Source organism: Actinomyces sp. HMSC08A09, from assembly GCF_001807465.1.
Taxonomy (GTDB): Bacteria; Actinomycetota; Actinomycetes; order Actinomycetales; family Actinomycetaceae; genus Actinomyces; species Actinomyces oris.
The window spans coordinates 73,595-90,259 of sequence record NZ_KV789096.1 but is presented as its reverse complement, the minus strand read 5'-3'; the positions used below and the strand labels follow the sequence as shown (position 1 = coordinate 90,259).

General features: G+C 69.0%; 12 protein-coding genes. 4 read left to right on the top strand and 8 right to left on the bottom strand.

The window, feature by feature from the left end; genetic code table 11:
- The first annotated feature begins 47 nt into the window (after positions 1-47).
- Positions 48-2,258 (top strand): 1,4-alpha-glucan branching protein GlgB, encoded by a 2,211-nt coding sequence (glgB, locus tag HMPREF3165_RS04020; protein WP_070510994.1) that lies wholly within the window; start codon positions 48-50, stop codon positions 2,256-2,258.
- 274 nt (positions 2,259-2,532) lie between these two features.
- Entirely contained in the window at positions 2,533-4,899 is a 2,367-nt protein-coding gene (locus HMPREF3165_RS04015) for a glycogen/starch/alpha-glucan phosphorylase (RefSeq protein WP_070510992.1), read from the top strand.
- A gap of 104 nt (positions 4,900-5,003) precedes the next feature.
- Here HMPREF3165_RS04015 and HMPREF3165_RS04010 read toward each other — a convergent pair whose 3' ends face one another.
- The 3 genes from HMPREF3165_RS04010 to HMPREF3165_RS04000 form a co-directional block, all read right to left on the bottom strand.
- Positions 5,004-5,951 carry a tetratricopeptide repeat protein gene (locus tag HMPREF3165_RS04010; RefSeq protein ID WP_070510990.1) on the bottom strand — a complete coding sequence of 316 codons (948 nt, stop codon included), beginning with the start codon at positions 5,949-5,951 and terminating at the stop codon, positions 5,004-5,006.
- A 167-nt stretch (positions 5,952-6,118) separates the two neighbouring features.
- A complete protein-coding gene (locus tag HMPREF3165_RS04005) occupies positions 6,119-7,168 on the bottom strand; it encodes a DUF8094 domain-containing protein (RefSeq protein ID WP_009407134.1) in 1,050 nt (349 codons plus the stop codon).
- Positions 7,165-8,937, bottom strand: a complete 1,773-nt coding sequence (locus tag HMPREF3165_RS04000) for a hypothetical protein (protein ID WP_070510989.1) — start codon at positions 8,935-8,937, stop codon at positions 7,165-7,167. The genes HMPREF3165_RS04005 and HMPREF3165_RS04000 overlap by 4 nt, the downstream gene beginning before the upstream one ends.
- Positions 8,938-9,405: 468 nt before the next feature.
- On the opposite strand from HMPREF3165_RS04000, the gene HMPREF3165_RS03995 reads away from it, so the two are divergent.
- On the top strand, positions 9,406-11,037 hold the full coding sequence (locus HMPREF3165_RS03995; protein ID WP_070510987.1) for a DivIVA domain-containing protein: 1,632 nt from the start codon (positions 9,406-9,408) through the stop codon (positions 11,035-11,037).
- A 9-nt stretch (positions 11,038-11,046) separates the two neighbouring features.
- The gene (locus HMPREF3165_RS03990; RefSeq protein WP_070510985.1) at positions 11,047-11,538 is read left to right on the top strand and encodes a hypothetical protein; all 492 of its coding nucleotides are present in this window, start codon (positions 11,047-11,049) and stop codon (positions 11,536-11,538) included.
- A 35-nt stretch (positions 11,539-11,573) separates the two neighbouring features.
- On the opposite strand, the gene HMPREF3165_RS03985 is transcribed toward HMPREF3165_RS03990, so the two are convergent.
- From HMPREF3165_RS03985 to HMPREF3165_RS03965, 5 genes are all read right to left on the bottom strand, one after another.
- Entirely contained in the window at positions 11,574-11,864 is a 291-nt protein-coding gene (locus HMPREF3165_RS03985) for a hypothetical protein (protein WP_003786752.1), read from the bottom strand.
- A gap of 114 nt (positions 11,865-11,978) precedes the next feature.
- On the bottom strand, positions 11,979-12,833 hold the full coding sequence (locus HMPREF3165_RS03980) for a carbohydrate ABC transporter permease (RefSeq protein WP_010613440.1): 855 nt from the start codon (positions 12,831-12,833) through the stop codon (positions 11,979-11,981).
- Positions 12,834-12,839: 6 nt separating this feature from the next.
- On the bottom strand, positions 12,840-13,769 hold the full coding sequence (locus HMPREF3165_RS03975; protein ID WP_009747956.1) for a carbohydrate ABC transporter permease: 930 nt from the start codon (positions 13,767-13,769) through the stop codon (positions 12,840-12,842).
- Between the two features lie 143 nt (positions 13,770-13,912).
- A complete protein-coding gene (locus HMPREF3165_RS03970) occupies positions 13,913-15,232 on the bottom strand; it encodes an ABC transporter substrate-binding protein (protein WP_070510983.1) in 1,320 nt (439 codons plus the stop codon).
- A 387-nt stretch (positions 15,233-15,619) separates the two neighbouring features.
- Complete coding sequence (locus HMPREF3165_RS03965) at positions 15,620-16,606, bottom strand: malate dehydrogenase (protein WP_009407204.1); 987 nt, start codon at positions 16,604-16,606, stop codon at positions 15,620-15,622.
- Positions 16,607-16,665 lie beyond the last annotated feature (59 nt).

Below are 16,665 nucleotides of genomic sequence, written 5' to 3'. Positions count from 1 at the left end.
ACGTCCAAAAGCACCCGTTAATCACCAACGCATGGAAGAGTTGCTGTATGAGCGCCAACACACCTGAGAAGGACCTCGCCCCTGTCCCTGTGGACCCCTGGATTCTGGCTGACGTCGCCTACGCGCGCTACCACGACCCGCACGAGGTCCTGGGCGCCCACGTCGGCGAGAACGGAGTCACCATCCGCACCGTCCGTCACCTGGCCGACGACGTCGTCGTCGTCACCGAGGGCGGCACCCACCCGGCCACTCATGAGCAGGACGGAGTGTGGGTGGCGGTCCTGCCCGGCCAGGAGATCCCCGACTACCGCATCAAGGTCACCTACGGCGACGAGACCACCACCGTCGACGACCCCTACCGCTACATGCCGACCCTGGGTGAGATGGACACCTACCTCATCTCCGAGGGCCGCCACGAGGAGCTGTGGGAGGTCCTGGGCGCCCACGTCAAGCGCTACGACGGCCCCATGGGTGAGGTCGAGGGAACCGCCTTCGCCGTGTGGGCCCCCAACGCCCGCGCCGTGCGCGTCGTCGGCGACTTCAACTACTGGGACGGCACCGCCACCGCCATGCGCTCCCTGGGCTCATCGGGAGTGTGGGAGCTGTTCGTGCCCGGCGTGGGGGTCGGTGCGCGCTACAAGTTCGAGCTCTGCTTCGCCGACGGCTCCTGGCACCAGAAGGCCGACCCGATGGCCCGCGCCACCGAGGTCCCCCCGGCCACCGCCTCGGTGGTCACCGACCAGTTCCACCAGTGGGAGGACCAGGAGTGGATGGCCAAGCGCGCCACCACCGACCCCCACAGCGGGCCGATGAGCATCTACGAGGTCCACGTCGGCTCGTGGCGCCAGGGACTGGGCTTCCGCGGCCTGGCTAAGGAGCTGGTCCCCTACGTCAAGGAGGCCGGCTTCACCCACGTGGAGTTCCTGCCGGTGGCCGAGCACCCCTTCGGCGGCTCCTGGGGCTACCAGGTCACCAGCTACTACGCGCCCACCTCGCGCTTCGGCACCCCGGACGACTTCCGCTACCTGGTGGACCAGCTCCACCAGGCCGGCATCGGCGTCATTCTGGACTGGGTGCCGGCCCACTTCCCCAAGGACGAGTGGGCCCTGGCCCGCTTCGACGGCACCCCGCTGTACGAGGACCCCGACCCGCAGCGCGGCGAGCACCCCGACTGGGGCACCTACGTGTTCAACTTCGGACGCAACGAGGTGCGCAACTTCCTGGTCGCCAACGCCCTGTACTGGCTCCAGGAGTTCCACGCCGATGGCCTGCGCGTCGACGCCGTGGCCTCCATGCTCTACCTGGACTACTCGCGCCAGGACGGCCAGTGGCACCCCAACCAGTTCGGCGGCCGCGAGAACCTGGAGGCCATCAGCTTCCTGCAGGAGGCCACCGCCACCGCCTACCGCAAGAACCCCGGCATCATCATGGCCGCCGAGGAGTCCACGGCGTGGCCGGGCGTCACCGCCCCCACCGAGTACGGCGGCCTGGGCTTCGGACTGAAGTGGAACATGGGGTGGATGAACGACACCCTGCGCTACCTGGCGGAGGACCCCGTCAACCGCCGCTACCACCACGGAGAGCTGACCTTCTCCCTCGTCTACGCCTTCTCCGAGCAGTTCATCCTGCCGCTGAGCCACGATGAGGTCGTCCACGGCAAGGGCTCCCTGCTGTCCAAGATGCCCGGCGACCCCTGGCAGGAGCTGGCGGGCCTGCGCGCCCTGTACGCCTACCAGTGGTCCCACCCCGGCAAGCAGCTGCTGTTCATGGGCCAGGAGTTCGGTCAGGGAACCGAGTGGAACGCCGATACCTCCCTGGACTGGTGGATCCTGGACGACCCCGGCCACCAGGGGCTGCTCGCCCTGGTCAGCGACCTCAACCGCCTCTACCTGAGCTCGCCGGCCCTGTGGTCGGAGGACTTCTCCCACCGAGGATTCGAGTGGATCGAGGCCGGCGACGGCGACCACAACGTCCTGTCCTACCTTCGCAAGGGGACCGACGCCGACGGGCGGGCCGACCTGATGGTCTGCATCATCAACTTCGCCGGCACCCCGCATGAGGGCTACCGGGTGGGCCTGCCCTTCGCCGGGGTCTGGGAGGAGGTCCTCAACACCGACTCCGAGGACTACGGCGGCTCCGGCGTGGGCAATCTGGGCCGGGTCGAGGCCGAAGACCTGCCCTGGAACGGGCGCCCTGCCTCGGTGCGCCTGCGGGTCCCCCCGATGGGAGCGGTCTTTCTGCGTCCGGCTCAGGACTGACCCGGGCTAACACCACGCGCCGCGGTGGGGTGAGGGGCATGGACCTCTCGCCCCACCGCAACATGTTGCTCGCCACGTCATCAGAACTGTGAACTCGGCCCACCACTATCGCCTATGAGTGGGTAGTCTGGGTCCTGTCTCGCACAGGCGTGCGGCCTCCGGTGCCATGTTCCCTTGCGCGCTCCGGTCGGCCCAGCCCCGTCGATGTACGATGTTTCAGTCCGCTGCAAAACTCTTGCAGTCGGCGACCACGATGCCTGACAAGGGAAGAAGAATGACACAGAAGCTGGTCACGAGCGCCCCCGCGCAGGTGCGCGCCGTATCCGGTCGACCCGAGACCGCAGCCACCCTCATGGAGGTCTGGCAGGGCCTGTCCGCCGCCGTCGTCGACACCATCGCGGACGACTGGTACGCCACCGAGCAGAAGTACAGCGCCGGGCGCCAGGAGCACTACTTCTCCGCCGAGTTCCTCATGGGTCGTGCCCTGCTCAACAACCTCTCCAACCTGGGGATGATCGATGAGGCGCGCGAGGCCGTCGGCTCCTTCGGCGTCAGCCTCAGCGACGTCCTGGAGCAGGAGCCCGACGCCGCCCTGGGCAACGGCGGCCTGGGCCGCCTGGCCGCCTGCTTCCTCGACTCCTGCGCCACCCTCGACCTGCCGGTCAACGGCTTCGGCATCCTCTACCGCTACGGGCTGTTCAAGCAGCTCTTCGAGGACGGCTTCCAGACCGAGCACCCCGACCCCTGGATGGAGGAGGGCTACCCCTTCGTCATCCGCCACGAGGAGGCCCAGCGCCTGGTCCACTACCAGGACATGACCGTGCGCGCCATCCCCTACGACATGCCCATCACCGGCTACGGCACCAAGAACGTGGGGACCCTGCGCCTGTGGAAGGCCGAGCCGCTCGAGGAGTTCGACTACGACGCCTTCAACTCCCAGCGCTTCACTGAGGCCATCGTCGAGCGCGAGCGCACCTCGGACATCTCCCGTGTCCTCTACCCCAACGACACCACCTACGAGGGCAAGGTCCTGCGGGTGCGCCAGCAGTACTTCTTCTGCTCGGCCTCCCTGCAGCAGATCGTTGAGAACTACGTCAACCACCACGGTGAGGACCTGACCGGCTTCGCCGACTACAACGCCATCCAGCTCAACGACACCCACCCGGTGCTCGCCATCCCCGAGCTGATGCGCATCCTCCTGGACGAGCACCACCTGGGCTGGGAGGAGGCCTGGGAGGTGGTCACCAAGACCTTCGCCTACACCAACCACACGGTGCTGGCCGAGGCCCTGGAGACCTGGGAGATCTCCATCTTCGACCGCCTCTTCCCGCGCATCACCGAGATCGTCCGCGAGATCGACCGCCGCTTCCGCATGGAGATGGCCGAGCGTGGTCTGGAGCAGGGCACCATCGACTACATGGCCCCCATCTCCGGGGACAAGGTGCGCATGGCCTGGATCGCCTGCTACGCCTCCTACTCCATCAACGGCGTCGCCGCGCTGCACACCGAGATCATCAAGCGCGAGACCCTGGGCGAGTGGCACGCCATCTGGCCCGAGCGCTTCAACAACAAGACCAACGGCGTCACCCCGCGCCGTTGGCTGCGCCAGTGCAACCCGCGCCTGTCGGCGCTCCTGGACGAGGTCACCGGCTCGGACACCTGGGTCAAGGACCTGTCCGTCCTGGCCGAGCACACCGACTCCGTGGACGACTCCGTCTACGACCGCCTGGCGGAGATCAAGCACGCCAACAAGGTGGACTTCGCCGCCTGGATCGCCCAGCGCGAGGGGATCGAGATCGACCCGGAGGCCATCTTCGATGTCCAGATCAAGCGCCTCCACGAGTACAAGCGCCAGCTGCTCAACGCCATCTACATCCTGGACCTCTACTTCCGCATGAAGCAGGACCCGAGCCTGCAGGTCCCCAAGCGGGTCTTCATCTTCGGGGCCAAGGCCGCTCCCGGGTACATCCGGGCCAAGGGCGTCATCAAGCTCATCAACACCATCGCCGACCTGGTCAACAACGACCCCGTGGTCTCCAAGACCATCAAGGTCGTCTTCGTCCACAACTACAACGTCTCCCCGGCCGAGCACATCATCCCGGCCGCCGACGTCTCCGAGCAGATCTCGATGGCCGGTAAGGAGGCCTCGGGTACCTCCAACATGAAGTTCATGATGAACGGAGCCCTGACCCTGGGCACGCTCGACGGCGCCAACGTGGAGATCCTGGAGGCGGTCGGTGACGACAACGCCTACATCTTCGGCGCCACCGAGGACGAGCTGCCCGCCCTGCGTGAGAGCTACGACCCCGTGTGGCACTACGAGAACGTCCCCGGTCTCAAGCGCGTCCTGGACGCCTTCACCGACGGCACCCTGGACGACAACGGCTCGGGCTGGTTCGCCGACCTGCGCCGCAGCCTGCTCGAGGCCTCCTACGAGCCGGCCGACGTCTACTACGTCCTGGGCGACTTCGCCTCCTACCGCGAGACCAAGGACGCCATGGCGGCCGACTACGCCGATGCCCGCGCCTGGCAGCGCAAGGCCTGGGTGAACATCACCCGCTCGGGCCGCTTCTCCTCCGACCGCACCATCAGCGACTACGCCCGCGAGGTCTGGAAGATCGACCCCGAGCCCATCGCCTGATCGTCACGGCATGAGCGAGCGCCCCTCACCGCAACCGGTGAGGGGCGCTCCTTTCCGTATGCGCTGGGCGCCGCCGCCGGGCCCTCAGCGGGGCTCATTGAGGCTCAGTAGAGCATGGTGGCCAGGCGGCGGCGGGCCTGGGCGACCTCCGGAGAGGTGGAGCCGATAACCTCGAAGAGCTCGAGCAGCCGCAGCCGGGCCTCCTCCCGCTCCTCCCCCGCGTGGGTGCGCACGGCCTCCAGGGCCCGGCCGAGCGCGGCATTGACATCCCCCAGTGCCAGGGCGGCATCAGCACCGGCCAGGGCCGCGGCCAGATCCGTGGGCGCGGCATCGGCCGCCGCAAGGAGCTCGTGAGGGTCCTGGCCGTCCAGACGGGCCATGAGACGCACCTGGTTTCGGGCCACCTTGAGGTCGTCGTCGCCCGGGTTCTGGGCGATGGCGTGGGTGTAGACCTCCTCGGCGGCGGCGAAGTCCCCGGCCTCGATGGCCTCGCGGGCGGCCCGCTCCACCTCGGTCTCCTCGGGCTCAGCCTGAGTGTCGGCGCCGGCTGCGCCGTCGACGGCGATGGTGCCGTTGACACCGTTGGCGGCCGCCACCTCCAGCAGCTGGTCGATGACCGAACGCAGCTGCTCCTGGGGCACCGCCCCCTGGAACATCGGCACCGGCTGGCCCGCGATGAGGGCCACCACCGTGGGGACGGCCTGAGCCTGGAGGGCCTGGGCGACCTCCGGGGCCGTATCCACGTTGACGCGCGCCAGCTGGAAACGGCCGGAGTACTGATCGGCGAGCTGCTCCAGGACGGTGGCGAGGTCGGCACTGGCCTGGCTGCGCGGGCTGTGCAGGACGACGATGACAGGCACCTGGGTCGAGACCTCGGCGACGTCGCGCAGGGTGGAGGCGTCGACGTCGACCACGAGCGGCACCGGCAGACCAGAACCGGCAGCTCCAGTAGGGCGGTCCCCGGTGGCGGGGCTCGGGGTCGCACCGGAAGAGCCGGCCGGCTTGGTGGCGGGGGCGAGACTGGACAGGTCGACGGCGCCGAACATGCTCATAGCAGCTCTGCCTTCCTCGGGCCGCGGCCCGATTGCTTCATGGATCTGGGTCTTTCGGTGTTCGTGAGCGCCGGCGCGGTTGGCAGGCCTCACGCTGCGCACCGGCCTGGGCGCGCCAGCGGCCCGACTCCGAGCAGTCACGGAGCCGGGCCGGGGACCGGAGGAGGTCAGGACGGCTTGGCCGACGCCGACGCCGTGGGGGCCGGCGTCTTGGAGTCGTCCCGGTCCACCTTCATCAGCGCCGTCTCGGCGCCCAGAACAGTCACCTTCCCGCCGCTTCCCTCCTTGGGGATGGAGAAGGCAACCATGGAGTCGTAAGTGGCGGTCACGGTACCGACGATCTTCTGGTTACCACCCATGTGGGCGGCAATGTCACCCTGCAGGGTGAGGTCGGAGCCGTCAACGGTACGCTTGTAGACCACCGTGAAGGTCAGGGTGGTGAAGACCAGCGCCCCGCCGTCACCCTCCTCCAACTGGAGGCCCTGGAACCCGTCCTGTCCGGGGACCGCCGTCACGGTGACCTCACCCAAGTTGCTCAGGTCGGTCTTTCGGGCGTCCTGGACCTTCCGACGCAGGCTGTCGTCGGGGAAGGCCTTGCCGTTCTCGCCGTCGGGGTGGTTGAGCGCATCGACGTAGGAGTCGAGAGCCGCCTTGGGGGTGACAACCAGCCCGGTGGACTCGGCCGTCACCTGCTTGGCGTGCTGGGCGGACTGCTTGGTCAGCACGGGAATGCTCGCCTGCGCGGCGAACCCCTGCACCCAGGCCCACACCTTGAACTGGTCCCGGGCCGAGCCCTGCTCCAGGGAGATGATCGAGACGCTCTTGTCGCTCTCCGAGGCGACGGCTGCGTTGCGGGGGAAGCCGACGGTCTGCCCCACTCCCCCGCCCTGGATCTTGGTGTTCATGGCGTGGATGACGGAGGCATTCCCGCTGGCGGAGGCGGTGGCGTACTCGGCGGCACGGATCCGCGCCGCCGGACCGGACATGACCTCCTTGAGCTTGTCCGCGTTCTTCTCCTTGTCCGCCGCGGCCAGACCGGTCTGGACGCGCTGGAGGATCTCCTCGAGCTGCTTGTCGTTGAGGACGGGCTCGGCGATCGGCGTGCCGGAGGCCACGGTCTCAGCAGTCTTGGGCTGAGACCGCGAGCAGGCGGCCAGGCTCAGGGCGATGGCGGAGGCACCGCCTGCACTCAGAAAGGCTCGACGGGTGGGCATCATGCGCGCTCCTGGTTGTCGGGGTCCGCGGTGGGGTCTGGCTCACTGAGGGGCTCGGCGTCAACGGCCTGGATAACGGCGGGGTCGGCCTGGGGAGGCAGCTCGACGCCGTCGGAGTAGGAGGGCCAGGACACGGTGGTCGACGTCGCAGAGGAGTCCCCGAAACCGCTCGGGGAGAAGGTGGGCCCGTGCGCCGGCTCGACCTCCTGCTCACTCCAGCTCAGGGAGGCGTCGCTCACCTCCGGCTGGGCGAGTCCGGTCGGCATCTGGAGGCCGGGGTCCTGCGGCGGGACCGAGGAGGCCGCGTCCTGGAACTCGGCGGTGTCGGTCTCGAAGGACCGCGCGTCGCTGCCGCTCGCCACGTGGCTGGTGTGGTGCTCCGGCGGCGCGAAGCGGGAGTGGTCCGGGGCGCCTGTGGGCTGGTCGGCAACCGGGTCCACGCCCACGGCCATGTGGCCTGCGCCGGCGGCACCGCCGGCGACATCACTGAGAGCCGGGGGGTTGGAGTAGGCCGACGAGTCGGGGACGTTGGTGGCATCCGAGGTGATGGTGAGCGCCTCGCCGGCCTGGAGGCCCTCCGGCTCCCGGGCGGCCCGGTGCTGCTGGGTGGCGGCCTCGTCAAGACCGGGGACGACCGACGCGCCTCGGGCAAGCCCGGCAACCGCATGGTCGCCCTGCCCGCCGTGGCCCTCGCCGTAGGCGGCAGTGGTTCCGTCACCGAACCCGCTTCCGGGGACCTCACTGAGCCCGGCGGCGGGGCCGTAGTCGTAGCCCTCGGCGGGAACGGCCTCAGGCATCTGGGAGGCGGCGGGTGCCTCAACGCCGCCGAGGTAGACGCGCCCGGTGCGCGGGTCGGTCCAGGGCTCGCCCGAGGCCTCGGCGCGCTCCTTGTCCCGCAGCTCTCGGCGGGTCAGCCGTCGGTCGGGATCGTCCACCTGGGGGATGCCCTCGGTGGAGACCGAGTCGGCGTTGGCGATGCGGGCCGCCCGCTCGGCCGAACGGGTACGCCGATCGACATTGGCGCGGCGCAGCTGGAGGTCGATGAAGAACAGGAAGGCTCCTACGAGCACGAAGACGCTGCCCAGAACCAGCCCCCCGTAGAAGTACCAGGGGGTCTCCACCTGGCGCTTCCAGCTGACGGTCAGACCGGGAGCCGAGGCCTTGCCGTCGGTCATGGCCATGACGACGATCTGCTCGTCGAGGTTCTTGTGGGGCAGCATGGCGCGGTCGGCGTCCTTGCCGGTGTCGAAGGTGACTGACGAGCCGCCGGTCTTCTCCCCCAGCCAGATGTCGGAGCCCGAGGCGGTCACGCCCTTGGCCTTGCGCTCTGAGCACTTCGAGCCGCCGGCCTGCGCGGAGGCGGAGGGCTGAGCGGAGGGCGCTGCGGAAGGAGCGGGAGCGGCGTTGGCCGGCGGGCAGTACTGGGTCTCGTCCTTGGAGGCCAGGGTCCCGGCGTCGGCGTCGATGCTGGTGATCGCCGTGTAGGGCAGCGCATTGTCGGCGTCGGGGCTCATCCAGGCGTCGAGATCGGCCGCCCTGGCCACGAAGAGGTGGACGTCCTTGCCGTCGGAGGAGCTCGCCGTCACGGTGACGTCGGACTCCGCACCACTGAGAACCCCGGGGGCTGTGATGACGTAGGGCTGAGAAGGGCCGGAGGCGAGCTTCGCCTCGACCTTGGAGCCGGGTTTCCAGATGGTGGCCGAGCAAACGGCCAGGGCGACGAGGACCAGCCCGAGGACGGTCACCACCACGCTCAAGATACGTCGACTCACGACGCGGATCTCCTATGCTCGCGGACACGGTATGGACGACGGCCGACTCCGTGGAGCCGGGTATCGCTGCGAGCGCTCACCGTGCGCCCGCCTAGGGACCAGAATCGCATGACGGACCCTGCGACCGCACCGACCTCGGCCCAAGATCACAACCTGGCACGCGCTGAGCGAAGCGATATCTCCCGGAATTCCGCCAGCAGAAAGGGTCTCGCCGGACCCGCGAACAGCGCGACGGTCTCGAAGTGGACACGGAGGAAGACGCGGAGAATCGCGCACGCGAGATCGGAAGTCTCCGGAGAACCCACCAGCGCCTCCATCCGTCACCCCTCCCGGGCGGTCGGGAGCCCCACCACCCCGGACCTTCTGTGCGCATGGTCACACTTTCGTGGTGACCGTCCCGATCACACCCAATCGTTAGGCTTGCCCTGGTGGTGAGCGTCCCCGGCTCGCCAGGAGGAGGAACCCGACGTGGCTGAGGAATACAGCGAGTTTGCCATCACGATGCGCGGCTATGACCGCGCTCAGGTCGACCGGAAGCTGGAGCAGCTCTCGCGCCAGCTGGCCGATGCCCGTCGCGAGGTGGCCAGCCTCGACCAGCGCGCCATGACGCTGGCCGGCGAGCTGGCCGACGCCCAGCGCCGGCTGCGGGAGTCCGACAAGCCGACCTACGCCGGCCTGGGCTCACGGATCGAGCAGCTGCTGCGCAGCGCCGAGGAGCAGAGCGCCTCCGTCCTGTCCAAGGCCAACGCCGAGGCCGACGCCCTGCTGACCCGGACCCGGACCAACGCCAAGAACCTCTCCGAGCGCAGCGCCTCGGAGGCGGCGACCCTGCTGGCCGACGCCCGCCGAGAGGCCAGCGAGCTGCGCTCCCGCTCCCAGGGGGAGGCCTCGACCGCCCTGGCCAACGCCGAGGCCCGCGCCCAGGAGCTGGTCTCCTCCGCCTCGCGCAAGGCCGCCCAGATCTCCGCCGACGCCGAGGCGGCCGTCACCGAGATGCGCGCCAGCGCGGAGCGTGAGTCCGCACTGGTCCTGTCCCAGGCGCGTAAGCAGGCCGCCGAGATCGCCATCACCTCCGAGCGCGACGCCACCGCCAACCGAGAGGCGGCCGCGGCCGAGGCCGACGAGCTGCACAAGACCTCCACGGCGAAGGCCGAGGAAATCCTCTCGGCCGCCAAGCAGGAGGCCGAGCTGACCGTCGGCAAGGCCAAGCGCGAGGCCGAGGAGATTCTCACCTCGGCGCGCAACGAGTCCGAGACACTGCGTCGCTCGGCCACCGACGAGGCCGCCGCGGCCCGCTCCGAGGCCACCGAGCTGCGCCAGCAGGCCACCCTGGAGATCGCTGCGGCGCACGAGCAGGCCGCCCAAGAGGACTCCGACGCCCACGAGGCCACCCGCGAGCGCATCCGGGAGATGCAGGAGCAGGCCCAGGTCCAGGCCCAGGAGGCCGAGGAGCGCCTGCAGGAGGCGCTGTCCCGTGCCGAGGAGGTCCGCGCCCGCACCGACGCCGAGGCCCGCAAGCGCCAGGAGGAGGCCGTCACCCAGGCGGAGGAGACTCTGGCACAGGCCCGTCTCGAGGCCGAGCAGATCATCAGCGACGCCCGCGCCGACGCCGACGTCACCGCCCAGGTGGCCGCCCGCCAGCTCCAGGAGCTCGAACGCCAGCGCGACTCGGTCGCCGCCTACCTCACCGAGATGCGCGGCGTGCTGGGAGGTGCACTGCCCCAGGCCCCCTCCTTCAGCGACCACGTCGCAGCCCTGCCTCAGGAGCCGAGTCCGGCCGCGGCGCCGGAGCAGACCTCCGCGCAGTCGGCAGAGCCGGCGGCCTCCGGCAGCGCAGGCAGTCCGCGCTCGGCCGGCTCCGGCAGTGCCCCCTCAGCGCCGTCGGCCACCTCGGCGGCCCCTGCGCCGGCCGGCAACAAGGCGGCTGCAGCCTCCGGTGGTGGCCAGCAGGCAGGGGCGCAGTCGGCCCCGAAGAACGCCCAGAAGGGCGGCACTGGTCGCATCGAGCACGTCCCGGCCCCCGGCAAGAGCTCCAACGCCTCCGGTAACTCCGGCAACTCCACCAACCGCAACCCCCGCCAGGGCAAAGGACGTCGCTGAGACACCGACGTGACTGCCGACGACGCCGCCCGGTTCGAGACCGAGTCGACCAGCACCCGTGGTTCTGGTGACCGCGACTGGGCGGCGTCGCGTCGTCGTGCGGCCACACAGCGGGCCCGCATGCTTCAGGAGCGCCAGGAGGCCGAGCACGCTCGGGCCGCCCGCATCGTGGGGCTCTTCCTCGAGGTCGCCCGCGAAGAGGGCCTCCAGGACGTTCCTCTGCGGGTGCGTGGCTACGCGGGCGGCAGCGCCCGCACCCCGCTGCGTGGCTGGTACCTGAGGGCCGACGAGACGGTCGGCATCGACACGCAGGGGCGCTACTACGTCCTGTCGATGCCGCTGAGCCTGGCGCAGCGCCTGCGCGGGGTCAGGCCCGAGTGCCAGCCGGTGCCGATGACCATCGGTGAGGGCGGACGCGACGGCGATATCGTGCCGCTGCGCTTCGCGCTGGACCGCCTGCTGCCGGGCTGGGAGGAGCGCTCCCCCGAGCCGCTCGTGTGACTCTCAGCCCCGCTGCCTCGCGTCGGCGTCGGGTTCTACCAGAGGCGGCGCTCCCAGCATGAGGTGTGCCAGTGACGTCGCTCCTCAAGGCCCCGGTCCGCCCCGAAGAGGGACTCGTTGCTCCAGGCCACCACGTGCGCGGTGCCGGCCGGAATGACGCGGTGGCAACCGGGACAGGTGTAGGGCTTGTCACCGCCGCGCAGGTGTCGCACGGTGAAGTCGGCGCCGCCGGGGCCGGTCTGGGTTCGCGGCACGGAGGCGAGACGGTCCATGCTCAAGGGGATGTGCCCCTGCCCGTAGGGGCGCTTGGATCTGCGACGTGCCATGCCCCGATCACATCACATCCGGCTGCCGTCCCCAAGCCGAGGGCGGCAGCCGGATGTGAGAGCAGGCCGAGAGCAAACGAGGCGTAGGACGCGGGCGAGCGGCCCGGGCCGGTCTCAGCCCTTGACGGAGCCGGCCATGAGGCCGCCGACGAAGTACTTGCCCAGCAGGATGTAGACCGCCAGGGTCGGCACCGAGGCGATGAGCGCACCGGACATGGAGGCCCCGTAGTCGGCCAGGATCGAGCCGTGGGCCAGGTTGTTCAGCGCCAGCGTCACCGGCCCGGACTGCGCCCCGCCGCCGAAGAACAGGGCGAACAGGAAGTCGTTCCAGGCGGAGGTGAACTGCCAGATGAGGACGACGACGAAGCTGGGCACCGAGATCGGCAGGACCACCGAGACGTAGGTGCGCAGCATGCCGGCCCCGTCGACCCGGGCGGCCTCAATGAGCTCGTTGGGAATCGTCTCGTAGTAGTTGCGGAAGATGAGCGTCGTGATCGGGATGCCGTAGACGACGTGCATGAGGATCAGCGTGTGGATCCCGAAGCCCAGGTCGGCACTGGTCACCAGGCGCATGAGCGGGATCATGACCGCCTGGTAGGGGATGAACATGCCGAACAGGATGAGGGTGAAGACCACGTTGGCCCCGGGGAAGCGCCACTTGGACAGGACGAAGCCGTTCGCGCTGCCCAGCATCGCGGAGATGATCGAGGAGGGGATGACCAGTGCCAGGGAGCGCAGCAGCCCGCCACTGAGCTGGTTCCAGGCGTTGGACCAGTTCTTGGTGACCCAGACCTCGGGCAGGTACCAGGTCCGCGAGGGGTCGGCGTCGGCGGATCCCTTGAAGGAGGTGACCAGCAGGACGTAGACCGGGATGAGGACGAGGACCACCGAGGCCAGCAGCAGGATGAAGCGGACGGTCTGGCCCCAGCCGGGGCGGCGCGGGCTGCGCATCGTGAGTGCCTGTGTCATCGCCGCTCACCTCCTGCCCTTGGCGTCGTGGATGAGGTAGGGGATGACGGCGACGGCGACCAGGACCAGCAGGATCGTGCCGACGGCGGCGGCGTTGGAGTAGTCGTTGTCGGTCATGAAGTTGAACATGTCGATGGCCGGGACCTTGGTGGAGTAGGTGCGCTGGTCCGTGATCGACATGATGAGGTCGAAGGACTTCAGGGACATGTGCCCGATGATGATGACGGCGCTCAGGGCGATCGGGGTCAGCTGGGGGAAGATGATCGACTTGTAGAGCTGCCACTCGCTGGCGCCGTCGACCCGGGCGGCCTCGCGCAGGTCGTCGGGAATGCCTCGGAAGCCGGCCAGGAAGAGCGCCATGACGTATCCGGCCAGCTGCCACACGGCCGGCAGCGCGATGGCCAGGATGCCCCAGGTGGTGTTCTGGGTCCATGAGTTCTCCAGGAACCTCAGGCCGGTCATCTCGAACAGGCGGTTGAGCCCGGAGGCGCTCTCGCCCTGCGCGGAGTTCAGCAGCCACCGCCACACCACGCCCGAGGCCACGAAGGACACGGCCATGGGGAACAGGAAGATGGAGCGGAAGATCCCCTCCCCCTTGATGGGGCGGTCCAGGAGCCAGGCCCACAGGAAGCCGACCACGAGGGTGCCGGCCAGGAAGGTGACGGTGAACAGGATGAGGTTGATGAAGGAGTGGCGGAAGTCCGGGTTGCCGAACAGGGCGGTGAAGTTGCTCAGCCCGACGACGGTGGTCCCCCTGCGGCCGGAGACCTGGCCGGCGGTGTGCATGTCCAGCAGGGAGGTGTTGATGTTGATGCCGATCATCCCGTAGACGAAGACGCCGACGAGGATGATCGAGGGCGAGATGAGCAGGAGGCCCGGGCCCCACTGCCTCCAGTTCGCCCGACGGCGCCGCGCGGGGGCGCTCTTGGTGCTCACAAGGTTCTCCTGATGCGTAGGTGGCGGCACGAATCCGCCTGTCGTGGTGATGAGCTCCGGCCGAATGATCGGCGAGGGGTCGTCCCGGGGACGGGAGCGGACCGGAGCGGGCGCACGGCCCGCCCCCGTCCCCGGGGAACCGGTCAGGAGGCGGCAGCGGCCTTGAGGTCGGCCTGCAGGGCGGCGACGTCGGAGGCGCCCTGGGCGAACTTGGTCAGGGCGTCGTTCATCGCGTTGGTGGCCTTCGACGGCAGCGCCGCGCCGTGAGCGATGGAGGAGACGATCTTGTCCTTGGCGAAGGACTCCATGGCCGAGCGCTGGTACTCGGAGAACTTGCCCTTCTCCTCGTCAGTGAGGTCGGTGCGGGCCGGGATGGAGCCCTTGACCGTGTTGAAGGCGATCTGGCCGTCCTTGGAGGAGATGGTGTTGAGCCAGTTCTTGGCACCACCGGGGTGCTTGGCGCCGTCGGGCAGGGTGAAGGAGTCGGCCAGGAAGTCGAAGACGCCGTCGGTGCCCGGGACCGGGAAGTAGACGTAGTCCTGGCCGGCCTTCTTGCCGGCGGCCTCAAAGCCGGCCACGGCCCAGTCGCCCATGACGTTGAAGGCGGCCTTGCCATCCATGATGGGCTTCATGGCGGGCTCCCAGTCCTCGGTGTAAAGGGAGGAGTCGGTGAATCCCACGATGGTCTTGTAGTGCCCCAGCGCCTTGGTGACCTCGGCGCCGCCCCAGTCGGTCTTGCCTGCGAAGAGCCCGTTGTAGGCGTCCACGCCCAGGTCGGCGATGAGGATGGTCTCGAGCAGCTCGAGCTGGGTCCAGGCCATGCCCATGGTGATGGGGGTCAGGCCGGCGGCCTTAACCTTCTCCATGTCAGCGATCCAGGCGTCGATGGTGGTGGCGGGCTTGGTCGGGTCGAGCCCGGCGGCCTTGAGCGCAGGCACCGAGGCCCACACGACGTTGGCCCGGTGGATGTTGGAGGGCACGGAGTAGATCTTGCCGTCGGAGTCCTTGAGGCGGTCCATGAGGGTGGCCGGGAAGGCCTCGTTGAGCTTGAACTCCTCGTAGAGGCTGGAGACGTCCAGCAGGTAGCCGGCCTCGATGTGGTCCTTGATCTCGGCGCCGGCGTGGGCCTGGTAGGTGTCCGGCGGGTTCTTGGCGGCCAGGTCGGCGGCGAGCTTCTGCTTGGCCTGGCTGCCGGCGCCACCGGAGACGGCCTTGTTCTCGAACTTCGTCTTGGGGAACTGCTGGTTGAAGACCTTGACCAGGGCATCCAGGCCGAGCTTCTCCGAGCCGGCCGACCACCAGGTGACGACGTCGACCTGGCTGGCGTCCCCTTCACCTGCGGCTCCACCGGACTTCGAGCCGGAGCTGCCGGAGGTGGCGCAGGCGGCCAGGGTGGCGGCGACTGCAGTGGTTCCCAGCCCTGCCAGCACGGCGCGGCGGGAGAGGTAGTGGGTGGGACGCATGGGACTGCTCCTTAGAAACGACGGTGTCTCATGACCACGGCACCGTTGCCGCGGGCGGCGAGGCCAGATGTTGTCTAGTCATCTGAACTCCCCAGGAGAGTAGACCTAAACTGAGCGAAACTCAAACATACATTGCGCGAACAATCATTGTACCGGTCGTGAATGACCGGTCCATACCAGCAGCGGCAATGATTCGTCCGCCGCCCAATCTGCTCCGATGTATGAAAAAGGGTCCTCGCCGCTCCGATGAGCGGCGAGGACCCGGATGGGAGAGCGGGCAGGGCCTTACGGTCCCCCGCACCCCAAGGTGGTCCGTACCAGGAGCGGGTCGGCCCCGGGCGGGCTCTCAGGCCGAGCCCGGGCGCCGAGCCGGAGGGCCCGAAGGACTCAGATGAGCCCCATGGAGGCCACGGTGTTCTTCTCCTCAACGAGCTCGGCCGCCGAGGCATCGATCTTGGCGCGAGAGAAGTCGTCGATCTCGAGACCCTGGACGATCTTCCACTCCCCGTTCTCCGAGGTGCAGGGGAAGGAGGAGATGATGCCCTCGGGCACACCGTAGGAGCCATCGGACATGACCGAGGAGGAGGTCCAGGACCCGGAGGTGCCCAGCACCCAGTCGTGCACGTGGTCGATGGCCGCAGAGGCCGCCGAGGCCGCCGAGGAGGCGCCACGCGCGTCGATGATGGCGGCGCCGCGCTTGGCGACGGTCGGGATGAAGTCGTTCTCGACCCAGGCCCGGTCGGCCAGGATGTCGGTGATGGGCGAGCCCTTGACGGTGGCCTGGGTCAGGTCGGGGTACTGGGTGGAGGAGTGGTTGCCCCAGACGGTGACCTTGTCGATGTCGGTGACGTGGCAGCCGGCCTTGGTCGCCAGCTGGGCCAGGGCGCGGTTGTGGTCCAGACGGGTCATGGCCGTGAAGCGCGAGGAGGGGATGTCGGGGGCGTGCGAGGCCGCGATGAGGGCGTTGGTGTTGGCGGGGTTGCCCACGACGAGCACCTTGATGTCCTCGGCGGCACCGGCGTTGAGGGCCTCGCCCTGGGGGCCGAAGATGCCGCCGTTGGCGGAGAGCAGGTCGGCGCGCTCCATACCGGCCTTGCGGGGCATGGAGCCGACGAGGAAGGCGATGTTGGCGCCCTCGAAGGCGGCCTTGGCGTCGTCGAAGATGTCGACGCTGCCCAGGGTCGGGAAGGCGGAGTCGAACAGCTCCATCGCGGTACCCTCAGCGGCCTTGACGGCCGGCGGGATCTCCAGCAGACGGAGGTTGACGCGCTGGTCCGGGCCGAGCAGGGCTCCGGAGGCGATACGGAACAGCAGGGCGTAGCCGATGTTGCCGGCAGCACCGGTGATGGTGATGTTGACGGGAGCGTTAGCCATCAAGGACTCCTTCGAGACGTGTGTCGTCGCGGGCCGCAGGCGGCAGCCCGGCAGGACAA